This window comes from Yoonia ponticola, assembly GCF_014199395.1.
Classification (GTDB): domain Bacteria; phylum Pseudomonadota; class Alphaproteobacteria; order Rhodobacterales; family Rhodobacteraceae; genus Yoonia; species Yoonia ponticola.
Window position 1 is genome coordinate 84,812 of sequence record NZ_JACIJM010000010.1, and the last position, 20,839, is coordinate 105,650.

A 20,839-nucleotide genomic window follows, 5' to 3' on the forward strand; every position below is an offset into this window, starting at 1 on the left:
CTTGTCCTTCTCCTAGGCTCATGCGACGCGGATCACGCCCATCATTCCTGCGGCCTGGTGCTCGAGAATGTGGCAGTGGAACATCCAGTCGCCGGGATTATCGGCGACGAATGCTATCTCGACCCGCTCGCGAGGCGCCATCAGCACGGTGTCTTGCCACTCCTGATGTGCAGTGTTTACGCCATCTCGTTTTACGACTCGGAAAGAATGGCCGTGAAAGTGGATGGGGTGGTGAAATGCGGTCGCGTTGGTCATGGCCAAGACATGACTCGCACCACGCTCCAGCGTCAGGAACGGGTCCAGCACGTGACCCTCGGCGGCTTTTCCGTTAACAAACCAGATGCCGCGCCCGTCATGCATCATGCCCATCATTCCGCCGCCCATCATGCCGCCACGCCGCTCCAGGCCCATCTCCCGCTCCACCATCATGCCCATCATCCCGCCGGTGAACGTCACCTCATGACGCTGCGCAGAACTGAGGTCTGGTTCCGGAATGGGGTTGGCAGGCAATGCGATCGGCCAGTCGGGTGTGGCCTCTCGCAGGGCGGTTTCAGCGTAGGTGAAATCGAGAACCCGAAAATCGTTCCCGCGGTAGGCACGATCGACAAGCTGCGATCGTGCACTTGGTTCACCGTTGCAATCCAGGATCACATCGACGCGCATTGCGGGCCCAAGAACGACAAGACCGTCCGATGGGTTATGTGGCGTGACGGGCTGCCCGTCGAGCGCGATGATGCGCGGTGTATGGTCTCCGAAATCGAGCGCGAAGATCCGGGCATTCGCCGCGTTGATCAGGCGGAGGCGGATCCGTTCCCCCGATGCCACCTCGAATATTTCCGGCACATGACCGTTGATCGTCACGGTGTTCCCGAGGCGGCCTGCGTGGCTCAGGTCATGGGCATTTCCGAAGTCGTCCGAAATCGATGCATCTTCCGCCAGACGCCAGTCGTCCAGCACCCAGATGACGTCGCGGTCGACCCAAGGTGGATTGGCCTCCTCGATGATGAGCGGGCCGTAGAGACCGCGCCCGACCTGCTCGAAACTGCGCTGGTGCGGGTGATACCAGAAGGTGCCGGCATCGACTGCATCGAATTCGTAGACGAACCTGTCGCCAGGGGCGATCGGCGCCTGTGTCAGGTGCGGCACCCCGTCCATCGCGTTCGGAAGCCGGATGCCATGCCAATGCACGGTGGTTTCCTCCGCAAGGTCATTGGTAACCTCAACCTGCAGGCGATCACCTTGCCGGATGCGGATCTCCGGGCCCGGAATCTTACCGTTGTAGCACCAGGCCGCGGTGTCGGGATGTGGCTCAGGAACAAGCCGTCTCCTTCCCGGAGCGGCTCGGAGCGAGAATTTCCGAGTCGCGGCTTCTGCCATCCCCGGAATAGGCAGAGTGGTGGACATCACACCCGCGAGCGACGACGCGACAAAGGCGCGGCGCGTGACGGTAGGTTTATATTTGAAAGACATCGGACTGGGGCTCTCTGATAATTCGGTCCTCCGCTGGAGCCAAAGCGGCAACTGCGGTTGGAGAATACCCGCAGCGCGGAGCGGCATTGCTCCGGCGTCACGGCATGACACTGCGGCCGCGAAACCGCGGCGCGTGTCAGATCAGAGAAGGAATCTTGGAGGCTGTTTGGCAGGCGGACTGCTCAGACCAAAAAAATCCCGCGGGATCGGCAGTCGATGAGCGCTCGAAACTGCAAGTGGACCAAATTCCGCCGACGCTTCCACCATCGCGGCGGCGGCCGCTGAGTTGCAGACGAAATCACATACGACGCCCAAGGTTCCCGCCGTATCGTCATCGCATGCCTCGCAGCCGGCACCTGCCATCTCAGCTCCGGCTGAAATCATTTCAGATGCCATCCTGGCCGAGCCGGCCGCATGCGCAACCGAGCTTACCGCGAAGGCGGCAAGGACGACTATCATGATGAGGCGGGCGACAAAGTGCATGCGGCTAATTTACCAGTGTTCAGAGGGTCGTTCCAGCGGGATGTTTTCGCATCTCCGCGAGGTCGGAACGCGTCAGATCATCCATTATCGGGCAGTCGGGACGATCATCGCCATGACACCGAACGACAAGATCGCGAAGCGTCGCGCTCAGCGCCTGCAACTCCTCGATTTTCCGATCCACCCGCGCGAGGTGACTTTGTGCGATGTCCTTGACGTCGGCGCTGGAACGCTCGTGATCCTCGTACAGCGATAACAGCGTGCGACATTCCTCGATGCTGAAACCCAACGACCGCGCCCGACCGAGAAACGCCAGCTTGTGCAGATCCTGAACAGCGAAATCGCGGTACCCGTTATCACGCCGCGACGGTTGCACGAGTCCGATATCCTCGTAATACCGGATCGTTTTCGCCGGCAATCCGCTCTGTTCCGAAACATTTCCAATGTTCATGGCTGGCAATCCTCTCCTTGAAACATCAGATAGTCCTTCCACCTACTGGAAGGTCAAGGACGCTTGGCAATCTTTTTGTGACGCCCCTTCAAATAATGAACCTGTCCCAACTCCCATAGTGTTCCTCGCTGCGCTTCCCGCGCGGCAGGCTGAGCGCGATGAGAGCGATCCCGGCGAGGATACCGACAAGGCTGCCTGCCACCGTGCCTCCGCCCAGGAACCAGGGTGCGATGAGGAGCCAGAGGCCGAAGAGGATGTTAAGGAACCGCAACGGGCGCGCGACCTCGGCCCAGGCGATGACCGCAGTGGTCAGGACCAGTGCGCCCAGCAGGTGATCGCTGTTCGCCATGGCCGCTTCATTGCCAAAGATCGCGCGCGACAACATCAGGAAGACCCCGATCGCAGCACTCAGCCCGAGTGTCCATGGCACGGTGACGCCGCGTGCGCTTTGCCGGAAGATCTGCATCGGTTGCGCGTCGAAGCTCATTTCGCCCCCCGTCGTGCCACCGGGCAAAGCATCGCCCCTGAAGAACGCGCGCCAGAACGGTCTGCCCCGGCGCGTATTCCAGACCATGAACTGGACCATCGCGACGATTTCATCGAGTGAGAATGGGATCATGATCAGCATGGCCAGCGCCGCCATCAGGCAGATCGTGCAATAGGTGCCAATGGCAATCGGCTGAATGATGATGAAATAGATGCTGATCACGCCAAGCGGCCCGACAACGATGCCGAAAAGTGCGACCATCCAGGGCATCGTGCGCCAGCGCAGGCGGCTGCCCATCACGCCCATCATGATCTCAAACATATAACTCATTGCGCCAAGGCCGCCGTCGGCAATGGGCCAGGCTTTCGAGACATCGGAGGTGATGATGTATTCGGTGCCATTCAGCGCGACCGGCGATGAAAAGAACGGCTCCCACACGCCGTCTACATGGCCGAGCTGGTAGGCCGACAGGACGCGCGACAGGATAAAGCCCACGACACCGAGCGCGATGATCGGCAGGCGCTGGACGTAGGTGGAAGGGCAGTAGCTCCAGCCGGGCGGGATATCGGTATCGTCCATCATCCCTTCGCGCGACATGCCCGGCATCATCGGGATAAGGATCGTCAGCGCGACCACCAGCGCGCCGATCAGCGTGTCGTTGGCATAGACGGCCGCGTCCGGCGTCCAAAACACCAGCGGCGCGGCCAGCAGCCAGACGCCGAGCGCGGCATTCGCCCATTGCGCCCAGCCGTTACCATGGCGCAGCGACAGGGCGGCAAAGACCATGATGGCAAGCCCGGTGAAGACATCGTTCCACGCGGTCAGCCAACTGCGCGTGGCAGCGGCCCAGAGCCCGCGATCCTCCGTCACGCGCTGGACCGCCGCGCTGAATTCGGCCTGATCGAAGGTGCCGAAAACCGATGGCGCGGTGGCCAGCCACAGGCCGAGCGCCATGACCAGCCAATGCACCCAGAGCATCGAGAAATGCATCTGCCGCATGTGTTGATCGTGCTCGCGCCTGTTCGCGTTCGCTTCGGCCTCGGTCGGTGCCTTCTCGGCAGCCTCTTCAGCCACGGCGTTCTCGACCTTGGCCGCCGAGACCCGCGCCGCGTTCAACCCGTTCGCTTCGTACCATTCGTAGGGATCGTCCTTCAGGCGCTGAAGGATGCCCGGCATGTCCTCGCGCAGGCTGTGCTGAGGAGCCCAGCCCAAAAGCTTCTTCGCGGCGGACAGGTCGAGCTCATAATGATCGCTGGAAATATCGACCATCCACGCCCGGATGAAAGCATCCTCGCCAAATACCTTGTTTTCCGTCCAGGTGCCGAGCTTGGCCAGTTGGGGCGGCACGTTCCAGGTAATCCAGTCCTCACCGTGCAGCTCGCGCCCGATCAGGCGCTGCAATTCTCCGAAGGGTATCGGGTCGCTCTCGCCCAGAAGCACCGGAAAGACGTCCGGCAGCTTGGCGCGCCGATCAACGATACGTTCCACCGCGTCGAGAAAATCGTCGAGATGCAGGAACGCCTGCCCGCGCGACAGATCGCCAGGATAGACCTTGCCACTGAACCGCTTCTCGTGAATGCGGGCGATCTGGTGGGTCAGAAAAGTCGACTGCCCGTTGTCATCGTAGATTCCGGCGGGGCGCATCAGCACGAGTTTCTCGTCACCCCGTTCTTCGCGCAGCATACTTTCGGTACGCACCTTCGACGCCCGGTAAGGCAATTTGGGATCGAAAGGATGATCTTCGCTTATCGGCTGGCCCGGCTCGGTCGCGGCATGCGCCAGCATTGTCGATGCGAACACAAACTGATCCAGTTTGAATTCCTGAAGGCCTTTCAGCAGCCGTTTCGAGCCTTCGACCGTAACGGCATCATACGCCGGATCATCCTCGCCGCTGAGATCGAAATAGCCCGCAAGGTGAATGCAGGCGGCAATCCTGTCGCCGTAAGCCAGCCGCACACGATCAAGCGCGGTATCGACACTTGCCTGATCGGTGATGTCGAAGCAGACGCACTCGGCCTGATGCGGCGGATGGGGCGGCGAATACCGGTCAAGTCCGACGACGCGGTAAGACCCGTGTAACCGACGCACAACCGCGGATCCGAGATATCCGCTCGACCCCGTGACAATGACGACTGGTTTGCTTTCATCCGCCAAGGCGACACTCCGGCTTTACGTTACGTGCGCAGGTACTTCACCAGCGCAATAACCGCGAGAATCAGCACCACGATGATAAGGAGCCAGACAAGTCCCATGCCAATCATCATACCGCCGCCCATCATTCCACCATCCATCATGATCTTCTTCCTTCTCTCAATTGCTACCGGTTCAACTAAGTCATTCGCATCTGGTTTCAATTTCCAGCGCTGGAAGGTTGGAGGCCGCGGTTGCGATTGAAATGTTTAAAAAGAAAAAAGCTTCTATTGGCCTTCCTGCTGCGAACGCGGACTTCGTCGCTTTATTCTCGCAGCGGGATGGCTTCACAAACGATATTGTATCCGTTTGTAAAGTTGACCAACCGGGAGATGCAGCCATAGAGGTGCTTCGGATTTCGATCTCGGGACAAGGGTGGAAGCGAGCCAAAAGATGATGCGAAACACGTTGCGCCTAATCTTCCTTCTCATGGCTTGCCTTTGGGCCTCCATGGGCTTTGCTGCGTCGAGCGATACCTACGAGAATTCAGCAATCACGGCCCGGCTCATCTCCGTTGAAAATGGCGTCGCGGAAACCTCCAGAACCCTTTCCCTTGGCCTGGATGTCGAGCTGGCCGAGGGCTGGAAGGCCTATTGGCGTTCGCCCGGCGAGGTGGGTCTGCCGCCTGAAATTTCATGGGATGGATCGGAAAATCTGGTGAGCGCACAGATGCTCTGGCCCGCGCCTGAGCGCTTCACGGCATTCGGCATCGAGAATTTTGGCTACAAGACCCGTGTCGTCCTGCCCATTCAGGCAGTTCTCGAAACTGCGGGCCAGTCCGCAACATTGCAGGCGCGTGTTTCATTGCTGGCGTGCTCGACTGTGTGTGTGCCGCATGATTTCAATCTCGCCCTGACAATTCCGGCAGGCTCCGGGATTGACGCGCAGGCGGCGGGTCTGATTTCGGAATATGCCCAGCGGGTGCCGCTTGGGCCCGAAGAGAGCGACATCATTGTCGAAACGGCGGTGATCGCGGATGATGCGCTTTATGTGACAGCGCGCAGTGCGAATGCCTTTGTGAAGCCGGATGTCTTTCCGGAACTGGGGCCGGAATTCACCTTTGGCAAACCGGACATCCGAACGGATGATGCGGGAACGGCCCTTTGGGCCAAACTGCCTCTTCTCGCGCAAGGGGAGGATCCGCCGCCCCTGCAGCTGACTGTGACCGATGGATCACGCGCGGTGACAGCGCAGCCCGCATGGTCAGAACGCATCCCGGGTGCGCCATTCGAGGTTATGGCGAACCTGCCGGATCTGACGCAAATCCTGGCGATTGCGGCCTTTGCCTTTCTTGGCGGTCTGATCCTGAATGTCATGCCCTGCGTTCTGCCTGTCCTGTCCATCAAGCTGACATCGGTTCTCAATCATGGAAACAAGCCAGCGCACGAGGTCCGGAATGGGTTCCTGATGTCGGCGCTTGGCGTTCTGGTGTTCATGTGGGCCCTCGCCGCAATCATTCTGGTTCTGCAATCCGTCGGCGTCACCGTTGGGTGGGGCCTGCAATTCCAAAGCCCTGTTTTCCTGACCGTCATGTTTCTGGTGCTTGCCGTGTTCTCTGCCAATCTGTTCGGGGTGTTCGAAGTTTCATTGCCCTCCGGGTTGCAGTCACGGCTGGCCAGATCAAGCGGTCGCGACGGGTATGGCGGAGATTTTGCAACAGGCGCCTTCGCGGCGGTGCTGGCCACGCCCTGCTCGGCCCCGTTTTTGGGGACAGCGGTTGCCTTTGCCCTGTCCGGGCGCCCGATTGATGTCATTCTCGTTTTCACGGCTCTGGGGCTTGGGCTCTCCCTGCCCTATCTGGTTCTGGCGGGGAAGCCTGGTCTGGTCCGGTTGTTGCCCAGGCCGGGACGTTGGATGGTTGTCGTCAAATGGGTGCTTGCCGGTCTTCTGGCCGGGACCGCGATCTGGCTGCTCTGGGTACTGATAGGGGTGGCGGGTGGCCGGGTGGCCATGACCGTGCTGCTTATGACGAGCCTTTTCATTCTTCTCGCAACAATACGTTTGCCGGGCAGATTGACGCGCCCGACAGCGCTGGTGGTGGTTGCTGTTCTCAGCCTTCTGGTGCCGACGGCGCTGACAATCCCGCCGCAGACGAGAGCGGTGGGCCAGGACTGGGTCGCGTTCGATCGCTCCGAGATACCGAAACTGGTGTCGCAGGGAAAAACCGTCTTTGTCGACGTAACCGCAGACTGGTGCCTGACGTGCAAGGCCAACAAGACGCTGGTGCTGGACCGTGCGCCCGTGGTCGACCAACTGCGGGGTGATAATGTCGTTGCGATGCGGGCAGACTGGACTAGGCCCAGCACTGACATTTCCCGGTATCTGGAAAGCCACAACAGGTTTGGTATCCCGTTCAATATCGTCTACGGACCAAACGCGCCCGACGGGATCATCCTGTCCGAAGTTCTGACGTCCGAAGCGGTTCTGGACGCGCTGAACAGGGCCGCGCTTGGCGACCCTGTGACCGCCCAGAAAACGGATGGATAGGTCTAAAAGAGACCCATCGCGCGCGCCGGCATCCAGATGCCCATAAAGATCATCATCAGGTTTTCGGTCAGGGACACGAAGCCCAGCGGCACATTTGAACCGCCCCCCACGCAGGCGCACTTGATCTCGCGCTTGTCGATGTAGACGGCCTTGAAAACAGAAACCGCTCCGACCGTCCCGATGAAAAACGCAACAGGCGCGCTGATCCAGACCAGCGCACCGGCGACCATGAGAATACCGGCAAGTGCTTCGCCGAAGGGGTAGACATAGCCATATCGCACCCATTTCCGGGCAAGCAGATCGTAGTTCAGGAACATCGTGGAAAACGTCTCGACGTCCTGAAGTTTCTGAACAGCAAGAAAGCACATCGAGATCGCGATGAACCACTCGAATGCCCGCAGCGTGAGAATGGACCCGTAAAACGCCCAGCTGAGACCAAGCGCCATAAGGAATGCGACCGCGAATATCGCGATGACCGGTTGATAAGTCGTCTCGTCATCATCCTTTACGTCCTGGCCGAAAAACTCCCTCAGCGCGTCATAGCCACCAATTCTTTCATCATCTATAAACGTTTGGGGTGTCGTTTCGACACCGTATTCTTCCATGAAAACCTCTGTTTCCTCGCGGGTTTTCAGAGGCCGGTCGTCAATCGCATATCCCTCCCGCTCAAGCAGGTCCTTCGATTTCAGGCCATAGGGACAGACATGCTCCTCCATCACCATCCGGTACAAAACTGCCGTCTTCGGGGTGGAGTTTGTGTCTCTCGTCATGATGGGTTCCTTTTAACCGTTGCAGGTCCAATATCCGGTAAATCCGACAGCCAGAGGCGTCTCTCCCGTCAATTCAAACAGCAGGGTGGCGTCTTCACCGTCCGCGTCACCCGGCGCCAGCGTGAATCGGCCACCATCGGCAGACAGGACGCCACCGGACGTCGCTGTGCCTTGAGCCGTGAAGTTGACCAGCGATCCGGATATCTTCGCGACGCCCATCCCGGACCCGTCCGTGACAAGGATGGGATCGGCGTTCACCGCGCGAATGAAACGGCATTGTCCGTCGGACCCCAGTGCGCGTGTTATTTCTTCGGCTTTGAGCGGTGCAGGACGTATCCCGGCAATCACCGGGGTTGAAATCGCTTCCTGAAGCCCCTCCATTTCAGCCGGACCGTCCGCTTCACCAAGTGGCCATTCAGGACCGGCTTCGCCATTTGCCTTAATGTCATCCATGAGAAAGCGCATCTCGGAGATTTCGCGGTTTTGCGCCGTCACAATTTCCGAAGCCAGCGCCTCGACCCTTGGATCTGTCAGCTCGGCCCGTTCGCTTGTCATGATCGCAATGGAGTGGTGCGGAATCATCGCGCTCATCCAGCTTTCGTCCTGAATGGTCTTTTGGCTTCTCACGAGCCAGAGCGCGCCGGCAAACATCACGACAGAACCCAGAATGGTCGCGCCGTTGGCGCCCTTGTTCTTGTACATGTTCAACATGAACAGAAGCATGACGGTTGCCATCGTCGCGCCCATGATGAACATCATGTAAAAGCGCGTTTCGCTCCAGTAGACATGTTCGATCGAGTACGAGTTGATGTACATCAGGCCGAACATGATCGCAGTCGATGTGCCGACCATCGCCAGAAACCGGCCATAGGATGAACCTGAATGGCCCCCCGAATGTGCTGCACCTTCACTTGAACGGGTGTCGGACCCGCCACGAGATTTCCCGGTCGCATCTTCAGACATCTGATCCCTCCATCATGGATTCTATTTGTGGAGGAACAACATTCCAGCGCTGGAGGGTTTCAAGACGATATATCGAAACGGCATGAAACCCCATAAATGTCTGGCCCAGGCATCGTGCGTTACGGGTCTTTGGCCAGATCTTTCAGGATTGGACAATCGGGGCGGTGATCGCCCTGGCAAGCGTCAACGAGGTGAGCCAGGGTCTCTCGCATCGACTTGAGCTGGGCGATTTTTTCGTCAACGGCGGCCAGATGCTCTTGAGCGACAGCCTTGACCTGTGCGCTTTCCCGCGTCTCATCTTCATAGAGATCAAGCAGCGTGCGGCAGTCTTCGATCGAGAACCCGAACGTCCTGGCGCGACCGAGAAATGCGAGCTTGTGGATGTCGCTGTCGCGAAAGGCGCGATAGCCGTTGTCGCTGCGCAAAGGCCGGACAAGGCCGATGTCTTCGTAGTAGCGGATTGTCTTCGCTGGCAAACCCGCGCGTTCTGATACTTCTCCGATGTTCACACCTGTCTCCTATTCTGCGGGCTGCGTTGCGAATTCCGTCTCCGCGTCGTGGGGCGGATCCTGTTCCGACATCGTCGCCTTGATCCGTCGCAGCTGCAGCGCGTTGGTAAGAACCGACACGGAGGACAGCGCCATGGCCCCGGCGGCAAACACCGGCGACAGGAGCAATCCAAAGGCCGGGTAAAGCGCGCCCGCCGCCACAGGGATCAGCGCGACGTTATAGCCAAAGGCCCAGATAAGGTTCTGCCGTATGTTGCGCATGGTCTTGCGCGACACGTCGATGGCATTCACCACGCCGCGCAGGTCGCCCGACATCAGCACCACGTCGGCGCTTTCGATTGCGACATCCGTGCCGGTTCCGATGGCGATGCCGACATCGGCATGGGCCAGCGCTGGCGCGTCGTTGATGCCGTCTCCGACAAAGGCGATCTTGCTGTTCCCTTGCCGCAATTCGTCCAGGGCGGCGACTTTTCCATCCGGCAACACCCCTGCAATGACATGGTCGATCCCGACCTCGCGGGCGATGGCATCTGCCGTGGCCTTCTTGTCTCCGGTGATCATCGCGACCTTGATCCCTCGATCATGCAGAGCTGCGATCACTTCGGCGCTGGAGGATTTGACCGGGTCTGCCACGGCAATCACGGCCGCCAGGGATCCGTCCACCGCAGCATAAAGCGCGGTGCGTCCCTTTTCGGCCAAGGCCCTTTCGCGGTCTTCCAGCGGGCTGGTGTCAATGCCCTGCTGCACCATGAAGCGATCCGCACCGACATGAACCTTGCGGCCCTGGACAAGCGCCTCGACACCGTAGCCGGTCACGGACCGGAATTCCGTCGCATCGGGCCAGGACAGGCCTTCGCTCTTTGCGGACTGCACAATGGCCTCTGCCACCGGGTGCTCAGACTGCGCCTCGACAGATGTGATGAGGGCGAGTGTCTCTGCCCGGTCAAAGCCGTCGGCCGTGATGAGGTCTGTCAAACTGGGTTGCCCTTGCGTGACCGTCCCGGTCTTGTCCAATGCGACAACGCCAACTTCATCCAGATGTTGCAGCGCATCTCCCTTGCGGAAGAACACCCCCATCTCGGCCGCGCGTCCTGTCCCCACCATGATCGAGGTGGGCGTGGCCAACCCCATGGCGCAGGGGCACGCAATGATCAGAACGGAGACACCCGCCACAAGCGCAAAGGTCAGAGCCGGATCGGGACCGACCAGCAGCCAGACAACCACAGTCGCAAGCGCCAGAACCAGAACGGCAGGCACGAACCACATGGTCACGCGATCCACTAGGCCTTGGATCGGCAGCTTGGCCCCCTGAGCATCTTCGACCATGCGGATAATCTGCGCCAGCGTGGTATCCGCCCCGACCCGCGTCGCCGTTATGGTCAGGCTCCCGGTGCCGTTCACCGTGCCGCCGGTCACCGGTTCGCCAGCAGCCTTTGGCACGGCGAGGGGTTCACCGGTGATCATGCTTTCATCGACGTTGCTTGATCCTTCTGTGACCTCGCCATCGACAGGCAGCCTTTCACCGGGACGCACGAGGATCTGATCGCCGATCCGAAGTTCCTTGATGTCAACCTCGGTCGCCTGCCCCTCGCGCAGGACCCTGGCTGTCTTTGCCTGCAGACCAAGAAGGGCCTGAATGGCTGCACCGGTCTTGCCCTTGGCCCGCGCTTCAAGCCAGCGACCCAACAAGATCAGAACGACAATAACCGCCGCTGCTTCGAAATAGACGGCGCGCACACCGTCAGGCAGCACCTGTGGCAGGAAGGTCGCGACTACGGAATAAGTCCACGCCGCCCCGGTTCCCAGCGCGACAAGGCTGTTCATATCCGGAGCACGCTTGATCAACGCCGGAATGCCCTTCGCAAAGAACCTCCAACCCGGTCCGAACAGAACCACCGTGGCAAGCGCGAATTGGATCAGCCACGACGTTTGAATGCCGATTGTGCTCTCAATCAGGCCCTCAAAGCCGGGTATGGTGTGTTTTCCCATTTCCAGAACGAACACCGGAACGGTCAGGATCGCGGCAAGTATGACACGACGCGCCAGAGCGTCGGCTTCCTCGGCCTTGCGGTGCGACCGGTCGGCTTGCGCATCGCTTTGCTTGATCTCGGCCGGGTATCCTGCCTCCGTGCTGATCCGGGCAATCTCTTCCGGGGTAATGGTGTCTGAGAAATATTCGACCACAGCCGTTTCGGTTGCCAGATTGACCGCCACATTCAATACGCCGGGTGTCCGTACAAGCGCCTTTTCAACCCGACCGACACAGGACGCGCAGGACATGGCGTCTACGTTCAGCGTGACGCGCGCCGTGCTTGCCGGGTAGCCGGCCTGCGACAGTGCCGCAACCGCTGCGCCCGTCGTGGCTGCATCATCCGTCTGAAACTGTGCCGTTTCACTCACCAGATTGACACTGACGTTCGAAATGCCTGGAACCTCGCCGAGAGCCTTTTCAACCCTGCCCACACAGGACGCGCAGCTCATGCCGGAAACGGACAGACGTATCGTATTGGGTTCGGTCATGAGAGACTCCTCGGTTGAACTTACCCTGATATAGGGCTTCCAGTTGCTGGAAGCTCAAGAGAGTATCTCATTTATTTTTCTGATATTTGCTTGACCTTCCTCCCGATGGAACGCCCAAGTCTGAGGTTGTACCAAAAATGGAGGCCTTCATGATTTTTTCCGTCCCGAAAATGAGCTGTGGACACTGCACATCCGCTATCGAAAGCGGCATCAAGGCAAAGGATCCATCAGCCGTTGTCACGGCCGATCTGGACCTTCGCCTTGTCACTGTCCAAAGCACATTGGAACAGGCGACCGTGCGGCAAGCCATCGCTGACGCTGGCTACGACGCTTCAGCCGCGTAGGATTGTCCTTATTCGGCGGCCCGTGCCTGATCGACAAGCTCGATCATCTGGTCCGCCTGGATCAGGCCCGGCGCAAGACTGTCGCCGATCACAAATGAAGGTGTGCCACTGAACCCCAGAGATTGCGCAAGCCGCATGGAAGTCTGTATGTGTTCTTCGATTTCCGGTCCGTTCATGTCGCGACGCAACTGTGCAACATCGAGGCCGATGTCTTCCGCAGTGCGGAGAATCGATGCTTCCTCTGCGCGTTCCTTCAGTTGCATCATGGCCCAATGAAACTCTTCATATTTGCCCTGGTTTCGGGACGCCAGCGCCGCGCGGGCGGCAAAAACCGACCCGTCCCCCAGAATGGGCCATTCCCGGTAAACGACCCTGACGTTGGGATCAGCAGCGAGCAGGGCCTCCATTTCAGGTTTAACCTGGCGGCAATAGGGGCAGTTGTAGTCGAAGAATTCGACAACCGTGACATCGCCATCCGGATTGCCCAGGACGGGCGCATTGGGATCATTTTCAAGCGTGGCTTTTTCCGTATCGAGAACCTGCGCTGCGGCTTGCGCCTGCAACGCCTGCTGTTGCTGTTCGAACAACTGCGCGGCCTCGAACACGATGCCCGGATTCTCGCGGATGGCTTCCAGCACCAGTTCCTTGATCCGGTCTTCGTCCATGCCGTCTGCCGTCGCAGCGATGGGAAGCATTAACAGTGCGGTGGTAGCCAAGAATCTTTTCATTATCCGTCTCCTTGTGAGGCAATATCCTGGGCCGTGCGCTCGGCTTGCGTGGCGCGTTCACGCTCCGGCCATGTTGACTTGATGTATGCGAGGATGTCCCAGATTTCCCCGTCGCTCAGTTGGTCGCCGAAACCGGGCATGCCGCTGTTGAAGTCAACGCCTTGCGCCGCGAGAACCTCGGCGCCCCCCAGCTTGGTGTAGGCGAACAGCATGCTGTCCGCGTGGTGCCAAGTGTGGCCGCTTGCATCATGCGGCGGTGCGGGCAGGCTTCCGTCATCACGCGGACTGCGCCAGTTTTCTTCACCTTCCAAATTTGCGCCATGGCACGCGGCGCAATTTTCGGCATAGAGAACTTCGCCCGCGGCCACATCGGCTGAGGAGTTGATGAGGTTTTCCGCCGTATGGTCGGTTCCGCCGGACCGGGTCCACAGGAATATGGTAGCCACCGCAACGGTAACTACGCCCAACGCAAGGTAGAGGGATCGCGGGGTCATCCAACGACGATCTTGGTCATCATGCCCGAAGCCGCATGCGACAGCATGTGGCAATGTAGCAGCCATTGGCCCGGGTTGTCCGCCACAAAGGCAATCTCGCGCGTCTGACCCCGTTCAAGAAGGGTCGTGTCACGCAGTGGCCCAAGGGTGCCGTTTTCGGCGACCTCGTGGAAGTGAATGCCATGCAGGTGCATCGCGTGCGGAAACGCCGTGTCGTTCACCATCTTCAACCGTACATTCTGGCCGCGGTCCAGCCGCGCAAGGGGATCACCGTTGATGCCATCCACTCTGCCGTTGAACGACCAGAAATACCCGGCCTCGACGATCTCGCCAATCGGCTTGAGCTCACCCCCTAGGGAGGCGGACCTCATGCGACCCATGGCACCGCCTTCCATGCTGAGGCTGAGCGTCGTGGCTTCTTTCAGGTCGACCATCCTGTGGTCGTTCGGCGGCAAGGCCAAGGGCGCGTCGCGACGGTTTGTCGTGCCCCCCTCAACAACCTCGAATGCAACCTGGCTGAAGGCTTCTTCCCGGCCGAACTGAAGAATATGAGCCGCTTCACCAACATCCGCGACCACATCGACGATCAGGTCAATCCGTTGTGCCGGAGCGAGGATCATCGCCTCTGTCACCTTCACGGGTGCCGTCAAGGGCATGCCGTCCAGCGCGACCACCCAACCGTCCAGGCCTTCCAGGCCCAGCTGGAAATTGCGCGCATTGGCAGCATTGATCAGCCGCAAACGCAGTCTTTCGTTCTTTCGGGCACGCAGGCCCAGATTGAAGGTTCCATTGGTCGTCAGCAGGTTTCCGATGCGCCCTGCGTGGCTAAGATCATGAGACGCGCCGAAGTCGTCCTTGATTTGCGCGGTTTCGGGATCAATAAGCCAGTCATCCAGGATCAGGACTTCCTCGCGATCAATGTCGAGAGGCTCGGCCTCTTCCACGATCAGTGCACCGTAAAGCCCTCTGCCCACCTGCTCGAACGACCTATTATGGGCATGGTACCAATAGGTCCCGGCGTCCGGGACGGTAAAATCATAGTCGAATGTTTCCTCCGGCTGGACCGCGTCCTGGGTCAGGCCGGAAACGCCATCCATTGCATTGTTGATTCGGATGCCGTGCCAATGCGTCGACGTTCCCTGAGAAAACCGGTTGACCAACCTGCGCTGGACACGCCCCCCCTGCGCCACGCGAATCTCCGGACCGGGTGAGCCGCCGTCAAAGCACCAAAGCGATGTCTTGCCATAGTCGCCGGGCAGCAGCTGCACGTCGCTTTGCTGGGCTGTCAGGGTCGCGAATGGCGTGCCCGCAAATCCAGTGCTGGCCGACAGACCACTGAACGCAGCAGATGTTGCCAGAAACTGGCGGCGATTGAGCGTGATCATTCGTGGGTTCCCAAGATTATGATTTGTTGTCCAGCAGGTAGGTGGCCATCGCGTTCAAGTCCGCATCGCTCAGAAAGCCTGTGCCATAGCGCACGACTTCGGCCATTGAACCACCAAAGACGTCGCCGGAAGGCGCTATTCCAGATCGCAAAGCATAAGCCATATCGTCCACCGTCCAGCCTTCTGACAAAAGGTCGCGTGACCGGATCGAAGGCGCTTTGCCGCCTCCGGGCAAGGCGTCGTTGCCGGAAAACCGTTCCGCCACGATGCGCGCACCTGCAAAGTTTCGCGACGTGTGGCAGGCAGAGCAATGCGCGGCCCCGTTGACCAACAGCTTGCCCCTGTTCCATGCATCGCTTTTGTCCGCCACTGGTTTTGTATCAGGCTTCGTTAGAAAAGCCGCCCGCCAAAGTTTCATTCCCCATCGCTGATCGAACGGGAATGGCACCTCGTGCGCCGGGGCCGACACGCTCACGGCTGGCACGGTCTGGAACGCGGCCCACAGATCGGCAATGTCTTGATCCGTGAAGTTCGCGTAAAACGGATAGGTGAAGGTCGGATAATAAGGATCACCATCCGGGGAAACACCCTGCCGGACGGCCCTTGCAAAGTCTTCTACGGTCCAGCCCCCCATTCCGTGTTCGACATCGGTGGTCAGATTTGGCGGATAGAACGTACCGAAATCGGTCCGGAGCGGCGCTCCTCCTGCCAATGGCGCCCCGCCAGCTTCAAAGTTGGTGTGGCACGCAATGCATCCACTGGCGCGCGCCAGATACGACCCCCGCTGGGCATCGCCTTGCAGGGTCAGGTCCGAGACTGGCGCACCGATCGGCCAGGCTATCGTTGCCGCGACAACGCCGATGCCGCCGACGACCCCCGCACCGATGATCCAACGCCACCACCGCATCTGATCACTTGTCCTCTTTGCGGAACTTCTGGTGGCAGGCCGAACAGGTCTGGGCGACCATCGCGAACGCACGGTCGGTCGGCATGTCCGCAAACATCTCGGTCGTCATGGGAAGGTCCGATCCCATCATGCCCCCTCCCATTGCAGGCGCGGACCCGCCACCCATCATCCCGTCAGTGGCGCCGCCCATCATTGATTCGCTACCGTTGCCCTGTGCTGCGGCCAACCCATTGCCTGCGCTCAACTTCAATCCTTCGGCGGCTGTTCTCAACTCTTGCGCAAGGGCCGCGAACTCTTCGCTGTTTTCCCAGACCGACGGCAACGCCTTGGACACTCCGCCACCCGAGCCTTCAGGAAACAGTCGCGTCATTTGCTCACCGGCATGGCCGATCATCGCGCCAGCTTCCCTGCGGACGACATCGGCGTCATAAGGTACCTGACCCCGCATCATGGGTGATAGCGTCTTGAGTGTTTTGGCCATCGCGGACATGCCCTGCATCCGCTCCAGCACCACGCCGGTTGCTCCGGAATGCGCCAAGGCAGCAACGCCGGTCGTCCCAATAGCAATGGCAGTGATCCATATCTTCATGTTCATGTTGGTCATTGCTGTTAGTTGATCCCGTTGGCACGCTGAAGTTCCCGCACATATGCAACAACCATCTTCACATCGCCGGGTGTTACGCCTTCAACTGGCGGCATATTGCCAAACTTCCAATGGTGCGCTCTGACACCTTGTTTCGCGGCAAGCAAAAAAGCGGCGTCGCCATGATGGCTCGGTTCATAGATCTTGTGGACAAGCGGCGGCGCCACACCATTTTGCCCAGCGGCATTCGCACCGTGACAAGCGGCGCAAGCGCCATCGAAAATGCGCTTTCCCAATTGGGCATTTGCTGAAAATTCAGCAGGTACAACCACGTCTGCAATCGGCGCGCCATCTTCCGTCTGAGAAAGATCCGGCGTCGTCATCGTGTGGCCGGGCATCGAAGACGATGGCTGCAATTGCTGCCAGATCACAACCGCGCCACCGACGACAAAAAACGCCGCAATCAGAATGCCGGACTTCGACATCAGATCAATCGGACCTGCGTGCCGACCGGTGTCCTGTCGAACACCTCGATGATTTGCTCATTGAACAGGCCGATACACCCGCTTGAAGAGCGCCTCCCGATCTTGCGTGTATCATGGGTGCCGTGGATCCTGTAGTATTGCCAGCTCAGGTGCAGGGCACGGGCGCCCAACGGGTTATCCGGCCCGGGCGGCATATAGGCTGGCAATGACGGGTCACGTTCGCGCATGGAGGGTGTAGGGGTCCAGTCAGGTTCGGGGTCCTTGAACGTGACTGTCGTGTAACCGCGCCTTGTTAGCTCGTCGGTCAGGGGAACCGATGTGGGATAAATTCGCATCTCGCCATCGGCCGTCCAGTGTTGCATCACGCGGGTATTGGTATCCGCAATGATGATGCCCTTGCCCAAGGTGTCAAAGCTGTCCTGCCATGCATGGGTGCGAAAAGATGAGATGTTCCTTCGGACACCGGTTTGATCCTCCTGCGCACGCAAGATGGATGGTGTTGCCAAAGCTGCCGATGCTGCGCCTACTGTGAATGCACGTCGCGTTACAGGTGTTTGCTTGCGGGTCATCATATGGCCTCATGTTGTTGTCTGCCTATCCGCTAGACTAGCCGCCTGGTGGCATTTCATGAACAGTCCGGGGCCTGGTTTTATGTAACGATATGTATCCCGGCCAACGGACACGTCTTCGCGCTGCTGCCTCAAACCTCGATGGGTTTCAGGACAACACGCGTGTCGAGCGGGACCTTCTCATAGAGTTCGATGATCTGATTATTGGTAAGCCTTGCACAGCCGTTTGAGACACGTCGACCAATCGTCTTCGGATCCGTTGTGCCGTGAATTCTCAGGTAGGTGTCCCCACGCCCTGGCTGGTAAAGATACAAGGCGCGGGCACCGAGTGGATTGTTCAGCCCACCGGGCACACCGCCCGCAAAACGAAGATATCGGTCAGGATCTCTGGCTATCATGGCGGGTGTGGGCGTCCACCGCGGCCACTTTTGCTTGCGCGCGACATAGAACTCGCCGGATTCATAGAGCCCCTCCCGGCCAATTCCGACGGTATACCTGATTGCCCGATTGTTCGGCAAAGTCCAAAATAAAGCGAACTGGTTCGGATCGACATGTATTTCTCCCGGTTTGTCTGCCTCGGTGAACGGAACCTGGCGCGGCAACTGCTCCGGGGGCACCACAGATGGCCCGACGCGCCGGTCGTGCTCTGCGTCACTATGCGCGAATGCTGTTTTTCCACTCACCGAAAGAGCTGCAACAGAAGTCAGGAAATATCTTCGTTTCATATACTTGCCTCACTAAACTAGTCGGGTTTGAGGTGACGAACAACCCGCGCCATATGTGGCGAGCCTTCCTCTTTCGGGGCTGACTCGGCGCTTTGTTTGACGGGCAGCGTGATTTCAGCGCGCAGACCCCCATCAGTGCGGTTTTTCAGTTCGATAGAACCACCGTGCTCAAGGATGATGCTGCGCGCAATCGACAGCCCCAGGCCATGACCGCCGGTATCCTGTGATCGCGACGTCTCGAGCCTGACATAGGGTCCGAAAACAGCCTCCAGCTGATTGTCGGGAATACCGGGCCCCTGATCGTCGATGGCGACCACTACCTCACTGCCCATGCGTTGCCACGAAACCCTGGCCTCACTCCCGTAGCGGATCGCGTTCTCAATCAGGTTTCTCAACGCGCGCCCCATCGCGCTTGGTTTCACGGTTACGATGAGTGGACCTTGGCTGGTCACCTGAACCTTGTCCAAGCCCATACCAGTGATCAGATCGTGCAGATCAACCGATTGGACCTCTTCATGCTGTCCGACGCCCTTCGCGAAATCGAGGGTCGCATCGACCATCCGTTGCATCTCTTCACTTGACGCCACCAAGGAAGTGCGCGTGTCTTCGTCGTCCACCATTTCGGCCCGCACCCTAAGCGCCGTCAAAGGCGAGCGCAGATCATGCGCAAGCGCTGCAAGCATCTGGGTCCGGTCACTGACAAATCGCGTCAGGCGATCCTGCATGATGTTGAATGATCGGGTCAGATCCCGAACTTCCTTCGGCCCTACGACCGGCAGATCGCCCTTGGCGGCGCCGCGACCCAGACGTTCGGACGCAGTCGCGAGATCGTTGAGTGGTCCGGTCAGTCGGGACAGGAGAAACCAGAAACTTGCAACCAGCAGAAGTCCCGCAGTCAGTGCAAAGGATATGTTGGACGCCAGCGACCTTTGCAGAGGCGGCCGTTCGAACCGCGTCTCGATGTTGAGCCAATTCCCACCGGACAGCGCAATGGACAGCTCCATCTCGATGGCCGCAAGGCTGCCCTGCATCATTTCGGCGTGCATTTGCGCCATTTCCGGTGACAGGTTCGGAAGGGGCAGCAGACCTCCCTCGATTTCATGGACCTCAACCCGAATATCCCGGCTGTAGCTTTCCTGAAGCAGTGCCCGTATCCGCGCTTCGACCGCTCCACCGTCATCGTGTTGTCCGTGTGCGACCGACGGCTCGTCTGTAAGGTCGAACCGTACGAGCGGAGACGTTGCAGCGCGGACGATCTGGGCATGCAATTCCGGGGGTGCGCCTTCAATCAACTGTGCGACATTTGCGGCGCGTCCGGCGGCTTCGGCACCGATGGCGGCCTGAACAGCCAAAGAGCGTTCATCAACGAAGAACCAGAGACTCAGAGCTTGCGCGAGGATCAAGACACCGAGAACCAGAAGGGCAATCTGTGCACGCAACGTCCGTGGAAGCAGCTTCATTCGCAAATCTCGACATCGCAGGAAAGACTATACCCCCCATGCCGTACAGTCGCGATGATCTTCGGGCGCAAAACGTCCTCTTCCATCTTCCGGCGCAACCGGCTCACCTGATTGTCGATGGTTCGGTCCAATGGACCGGCGACCCTGCCAGTGCTGAGTTTGAGAAGTTCGTCGCGGCCAATGACCGTCCTTGGCCTTTGCAGGAACAGGGTCAGGAGTTTGAGTTCACCGGATGTAAGTTGCGTGCGCGAACCGCCTTGGTCAATCAGTGTACGGCCATCGAAATCCAGCTTTAGGTGTGCAAACTTCAACGTTTTTCCCGCAAAATCATCCGGTTTTGGGATCATCTGCGTCCGACGCAATATCGCGTTGATCCGCGCCACCAGTTCCCGGGGATTGAACGGCTTGGCGAGATAATCGTCAGCGCCGCCATCGAGACCAGCGATGCGGTCTTCGTCGTCACCCAATGCGGTCAGCATCAGGATCGGGGTGTGCCCTTCCTTGCGCAATCGCCTGCACGCAGAAAGTCCGTCTTCCCCCGGCATCATGACATCGAGAACAATCAGATCGAACCGCGCTTCCGCGAGCCTTGCGTCCATCTCTACTGCATTTTCCGCCGCTGAAGCACGCATGCCGTTGCGTTCCAGATAACTGGTGACGGATTTCCGGATCTCTGAATGGTCATCGACGACAAGGATGCGTGGCAGATCGCTCATGCCGCCAACATAGTCATTTTCACCAAGGGACGCCCATCCCGTGTTTGTAGCCAAATGTAACAGGGCGGGCAGTCGACTCCGGGATAACGAGCAACTATTTAAGGCAGAACATCGAG

At 59.2% G+C, this 20,839-nt stretch carries 19 protein-coding genes; 2 read left to right on the forward strand and 17 right to left on the reverse strand.

The window, feature by feature from the left end:
- Positions 1–18 precede the first annotated feature (18 nt).
- The 3 genes from FHS72_RS15305 to FHS72_RS15315 form a co-directional block, all read right to left on the reverse strand.
- Positions 19–1,470 carry a multicopper oxidase family protein gene (locus tag FHS72_RS15305; RefSeq protein WP_009824498.1) on the reverse strand — a complete coding sequence of 484 codons (1,452 nt, stop codon included), beginning with the start codon at positions 1,468–1,470 and terminating at the stop codon, positions 19–21.
- Positions 1,471–1,972: 502 nt separating this feature from the next.
- On the reverse strand, positions 1,973–2,401 hold the full coding sequence (gene cueR / locus FHS72_RS15310) for a Cu(I)-responsive transcriptional regulator (protein ID WP_009824496.1): 429 nt from the start codon (positions 2,399–2,401) through the stop codon (positions 1,973–1,975).
- A gap of 88 nt (positions 2,402–2,489) precedes the next feature.
- The gene (locus FHS72_RS15315; protein WP_009824495.1) at positions 2,490–5,042 is read right to left on the reverse strand and encodes an NAD-dependent epimerase/dehydratase family protein; all 2,553 of its coding nucleotides are present in this window, start codon (positions 5,040–5,042) and stop codon (positions 2,490–2,492) included.
- Between the two features lie 432 nt (positions 5,043–5,474).
- Between FHS72_RS15315 and FHS72_RS15320 the strand changes: the two genes are divergently transcribed.
- A complete protein-coding gene (locus FHS72_RS15320) occupies positions 5,475–7,565 on the forward strand; it encodes a protein-disulfide reductase DsbD family protein (protein ID WP_183530540.1) in 2,091 nt (696 codons plus the stop codon).
- A 2-nt stretch (positions 7,566–7,567) separates the two neighbouring features.
- Here the strand turns inward: FHS72_RS15320 and FHS72_RS15325 are convergent, their stop codons facing one another.
- The 4 genes from FHS72_RS15325 to FHS72_RS15340 all read right to left on the reverse strand — a co-directional run bounded on the left by FHS72_RS15325 (position 7,568) and on the right by FHS72_RS15340 (position 12,327).
- Positions 7,568–8,335 (reverse strand): MauE/DoxX family redox-associated membrane protein, encoded by a 768-nt coding sequence (locus FHS72_RS15325; protein ID WP_183530515.1) that lies wholly within the window; start codon positions 8,333–8,335, stop codon positions 7,568–7,570.
- A gap of 12 nt (positions 8,336–8,347) precedes the next feature.
- Positions 8,348–9,298 (reverse strand): DUF305 domain-containing protein, encoded by a 951-nt coding sequence (locus FHS72_RS15330; RefSeq protein WP_183530516.1) that lies wholly within the window; start codon positions 9,296–9,298, stop codon positions 8,348–8,350.
- 119 nt (positions 9,299–9,417) lie between these two features.
- Complete coding sequence (cueR, locus tag FHS72_RS15335; RefSeq protein ID WP_005619161.1) at positions 9,418–9,807, reverse strand: Cu(I)-responsive transcriptional regulator; 390 nt, start codon at positions 9,805–9,807, stop codon at positions 9,418–9,420.
- A 9-nt stretch (positions 9,808–9,816) separates the two neighbouring features.
- The gene (locus FHS72_RS15340) at positions 9,817–12,327 is read right to left on the reverse strand and encodes a heavy metal translocating P-type ATPase (protein WP_183530517.1); all 2,511 of its coding nucleotides are present in this window, start codon (positions 12,325–12,327) and stop codon (positions 9,817–9,819) included.
- A 149-nt stretch (positions 12,328–12,476) separates the two neighbouring features.
- On the opposite strand from FHS72_RS15340, the gene FHS72_RS15345 reads away from it, so the two are divergent.
- A complete protein-coding gene (locus FHS72_RS15345) occupies positions 12,477–12,671 on the forward strand; it encodes a heavy-metal-associated domain-containing protein (RefSeq protein ID WP_043847225.1) in 195 nt (64 codons plus the stop codon).
- Positions 12,672–12,679: 8 nt separating this feature from the next.
- Here the strand turns inward: FHS72_RS15345 and FHS72_RS15350 are convergent, their stop codons facing one another.
- The 10 genes from FHS72_RS15350 to FHS72_RS15395 all read right to left on the reverse strand — a co-directional run bounded on the left by FHS72_RS15350 (position 12,680) and on the right by FHS72_RS15395 (position 20,723).
- Positions 12,680–13,399 carry a DsbA family protein gene (locus FHS72_RS15350; RefSeq protein ID WP_183530518.1) on the reverse strand — a complete coding sequence of 240 codons (720 nt, stop codon included), beginning with the start codon at positions 13,397–13,399 and terminating at the stop codon, positions 12,680–12,682.
- Positions 13,399–13,893 carry a c-type cytochrome gene (locus FHS72_RS15355; RefSeq protein WP_183530541.1) on the reverse strand — a complete coding sequence of 165 codons (495 nt, stop codon included), beginning with the start codon at positions 13,891–13,893 and terminating at the stop codon, positions 13,399–13,401. The genes FHS72_RS15350 and FHS72_RS15355 overlap by 1 nt, the downstream gene beginning before the upstream one ends.
- Entirely contained in the window at positions 13,890–15,278 is a 1,389-nt protein-coding gene (locus FHS72_RS15360; protein ID WP_005619171.1) for a multicopper oxidase family protein, read from the reverse strand. The genes FHS72_RS15355 and FHS72_RS15360 overlap by 4 nt, the downstream gene beginning before the upstream one ends.
- Before the next feature lie 16 nt (positions 15,279–15,294).
- On the reverse strand, positions 15,295–16,185 hold the full coding sequence (locus FHS72_RS15365; protein WP_183530519.1) for a c-type cytochrome: 891 nt from the start codon (positions 16,183–16,185) through the stop codon (positions 15,295–15,297).
- Between the two features lie 4 nt (positions 16,186–16,189).
- Entirely contained in the window at positions 16,190–16,774 is a 585-nt protein-coding gene (locus FHS72_RS15370; RefSeq protein WP_037953571.1) for a c-type cytochrome, read from the reverse strand.
- A 20-nt stretch (positions 16,775–16,794) separates the two neighbouring features.
- Positions 16,795–17,253 carry a c-type cytochrome gene (locus FHS72_RS15375; protein WP_183530520.1) on the reverse strand — a complete coding sequence of 153 codons (459 nt, stop codon included), beginning with the start codon at positions 17,251–17,253 and terminating at the stop codon, positions 16,795–16,797.
- Entirely contained in the window at positions 17,253–17,825 is a 573-nt protein-coding gene (locus FHS72_RS15380) for a L,D-transpeptidase (RefSeq protein WP_183530521.1), read from the reverse strand. The genes FHS72_RS15375 and FHS72_RS15380 overlap by 1 nt, the downstream gene beginning before the upstream one ends.
- 128 nt (positions 17,826–17,953) lie before the next feature.
- Positions 17,954–18,547: a L,D-transpeptidase gene (locus tag FHS72_RS15385; RefSeq protein WP_005619183.1), complete on the reverse strand. Its 594-nt coding sequence runs from the start codon at positions 18,545–18,547 to the stop codon at positions 17,954–17,956.
- A 17-nt stretch (positions 18,548–18,564) separates the two neighbouring features.
- Entirely contained in the window at positions 18,565–20,007 is a 1,443-nt protein-coding gene (locus FHS72_RS15390) for an ATP-binding protein (protein WP_183530522.1), read from the reverse strand.
- Positions 20,004–20,723, reverse strand: a complete 720-nt coding sequence (locus tag FHS72_RS15395) for a response regulator (protein ID WP_183530523.1) — start codon at positions 20,721–20,723, stop codon at positions 20,004–20,006. The genes FHS72_RS15390 and FHS72_RS15395 overlap by 4 nt, the downstream gene beginning before the upstream one ends.
- Positions 20,724–20,839 lie beyond the last annotated feature (116 nt).

Coding starts and splice junctions, on each gene's coding strand:
- FHS72_RS15305 (WP_009824498.1), bottom strand. CDS start 1,470: ATGTCTTTCAAATATAAACCTACCGTCACGCGCCGCGCCTTTGTCGCG.
- cueR (WP_009824496.1), bottom strand. CDS start 2,401: ATGAACATTGGAAATGTTTCGGAACAGAGCGGATTGCCGGCGAAAACG.
- FHS72_RS15320 (WP_183530540.1), top strand. CDS start 5,475: ATGCGAAACACGTTGCGCCTAATCTTCCTTCTCATGGCTTGCCTTTGG.
- FHS72_RS15325 (WP_183530515.1), bottom strand. CDS start 8,335: ATGACGAGAGACACAAACTCCACCCCGAAGACGGCAGTTTTGTACCGG.
- FHS72_RS15330 (WP_183530516.1), bottom strand. CDS start 9,298: ATGTCTGAAGATGCGACCGGGAAATCTCGTGGCGGGTCCGACACCCGT.
- FHS72_RS15340 (WP_183530517.1), bottom strand. CDS start 12,327: ATGACCGAACCCAATACGATACGTCTGTCCGTTTCCGGCATGAGCTGC.
- FHS72_RS15345 (WP_043847225.1), top strand. CDS start 12,477: ATGATTTTTTCCGTCCCGAAAATGAGCTGTGGACACTGCACATCCGCT.
- FHS72_RS15350 (WP_183530518.1), bottom strand. CDS start 13,399: ATGAAAAGATTCTTGGCTACCACCGCACTGTTAATGCTTCCCATCGCT.
- FHS72_RS15355 (WP_183530541.1), bottom strand. CDS start 13,893: ATGACCCCGCGATCCCTCTACCTTGCGTTGGGCGTAGTTACCGTTGCG.
- FHS72_RS15360 (WP_005619171.1), bottom strand. CDS start 15,278: ATGATCACGCTCAATCGCCGCCAGTTTCTGGCAACATCTGCTGCGTTC.
- FHS72_RS15365 (WP_183530519.1), bottom strand. CDS start 16,185: ATGCGGTGGTGGCGTTGGATCATCGGTGCGGGGGTCGTCGGCGGCATC.
- FHS72_RS15370 (WP_037953571.1), bottom strand. CDS start 16,774: ATGAAGATATGGATCACTGCCATTGCTATTGGGACGACCGGCGTTGCT.
- FHS72_RS15375 (WP_183530520.1), bottom strand. CDS start 17,253: ATGTCGAAGTCCGGCATTCTGATTGCGGCGTTTTTTGTCGTCGGTGGC.
- FHS72_RS15380 (WP_183530521.1), bottom strand. CDS start 17,825: ATGATGACCCGCAAGCAAACACCTGTAACGCGACGTGCATTCACAGTA.
- FHS72_RS15385 (WP_005619183.1), bottom strand. CDS start 18,547: ATGAAACGAAGATATTTCCTGACTTCTGTTGCAGCTCTTTCGGTGAGT.
- FHS72_RS15390 (WP_183530522.1), bottom strand. CDS start 20,007: ATGAAGCTGCTTCCACGGACGTTGCGTGCACAGATTGCCCTTCTGGTT.
- FHS72_RS15395 (WP_183530523.1), bottom strand. CDS start 20,723: ATGAGCGATCTGCCACGCATCCTTGTCGTCGATGACCATTCAGAGATC.